We start from the raw sequence: 1,290 nt of genomic DNA, 5'->3' as shown, positions 1-1,290 counted from the left end.
CGGGTGGTGGGTGCGACGCGCCGGGGGAGGGATGCCGTGGTGCGGCGTGTCGGGGGATGGCCCGCCGTTGTGCTCGGGTGCACGTCGGCCGGGGATGCCGGTCGGGAGGTGCGCGGCGGTGCGGCTGGGCGTGCATAACGGCGGGTGGTGGGTGCGACTCGCCGGGGGAGGGGTGTCGTGGTGCGGCGTGTCTGAGAATGGCCAGCCGTTGTGCTCGGTTGCACGTCGGCCGGGGTGCAGGTGGGGGCGCGTTGTCGGACGGCGAGGACGTCAGCGGCCCAGGTGCAGACCGCGATCGACGTAGGCGAGGATGGCCGCTTCGACGGTCGGCCAGTCGTGCACGATCAACGCGTAATCGAAGCGGAGTGTCACGAAGCCCCACACGGCCGCCCGCGCGTCACGTCGGAGGTCACGGTGCCGCTGGCTTCCTCCCTCGTGGAACGGTGCGCCATCGGCCTCGACGATGAGCCGGTCGCCGATGAGGAGGTCGACCCGGCCCCCCGAGACGACGCGCGTCTGCGTGCGTACGGCCAGCGCGTGCGTGCGGAGTCGCCACCTCATCAACGATTCGAGACCGCTATGGGCATTCGATCGAGCAAAGGCCAGCGCCGCGCGTCCGGATTCGTTGATGTGATCCTTGAGCCAGGCCCGGTCCGCCGCGGTGAGCAGTCGCTTCCGTAGTGCCGACTCCACCGCTACGAAGAACTCCTCGACGCCGAGGCACCTCAGAATCTGGCGAAGGGCCACCGCGACCCCGGGGAGATCGAACAAACGGCCGGTGGGAAGGTCGTCCCAGTGCGGGCGGCACGCGCAATCCTCGTGGGCGTGCGTGTGCCCCGAGCCGTGCATCCACACGTGGACCACGTCGGTCGCGTCCAAGACCCACAGTCCGAGGTGACGAGCCGCCGTCACGCAGGCGAGCGCGCCGCCGTGCCGTGCCGCCGATACGACCGGTCCGCACGCGCCCGCGTCGACGTAGACGCCGCGACGAAGATGGAGCAGCGAGCCCGACGACACGGCGGCGGCGAGGGCGCGGCGCGTCAGTCCCTCTGCGCGCAGCTCGGCGTAGGTACGGACCGGGGTTCGATTGGTGCACATCCCTCCACCATCCGGCTGCGCATCCGCGCCACGGGGCCCGCGACCGATGACTGTGAAGAACCCGCCCCTGGGGAGGGCAGGTCGAGATCACCCCCGACCCTGGTCCTGTCACCCTCCCCGCCGTGCACAACGGCGGGCCGATCGTCCGACACGCCGTGTTCGGTCGCCCTGTCATCGGCGAGTCGTCGAAAC

General features: G+C 70.9%; 1 protein-coding gene. It reads right to left on the bottom strand.

Features of this window, described 5'->3' with window-relative positions:
* Positions 1 to 270: 270 nt before the first annotated feature.
* Positions 271 to 1,098: a DUF559 domain-containing protein gene (locus DBR36_RS08825; protein WP_108318634.1), complete on the bottom strand. Its 828-nt coding sequence runs from the start codon at positions 1,096 to 1,098 to the stop codon at positions 271 to 273.
* Positions 1,099 to 1,290: the final 192 nt, after the last annotated feature.

This window comes from Microbacterium sp. HMWF026 (assembly GCF_003061325.1).
GTDB classification, from domain to species: domain Bacteria; phylum Actinomycetota; class Actinomycetes; order Actinomycetales; family Microbacteriaceae; genus Microbacterium; species Microbacterium testaceum_E.
The sequence above is the reverse complement of the archived record's forward strand: the minus strand, read 5'-3'. Positions and strand labels throughout refer to the sequence as shown.

Bases quoted from the DNA above. Each gene is read 5' to 3' on its own strand.
- DBR36_RS08825 (WP_108318634.1), bottom strand. From the start codon at position 1,098: ATGTGCACCAATCGAACCCCGGTCCGTACCTACGCCGAGCTGCGCGCA.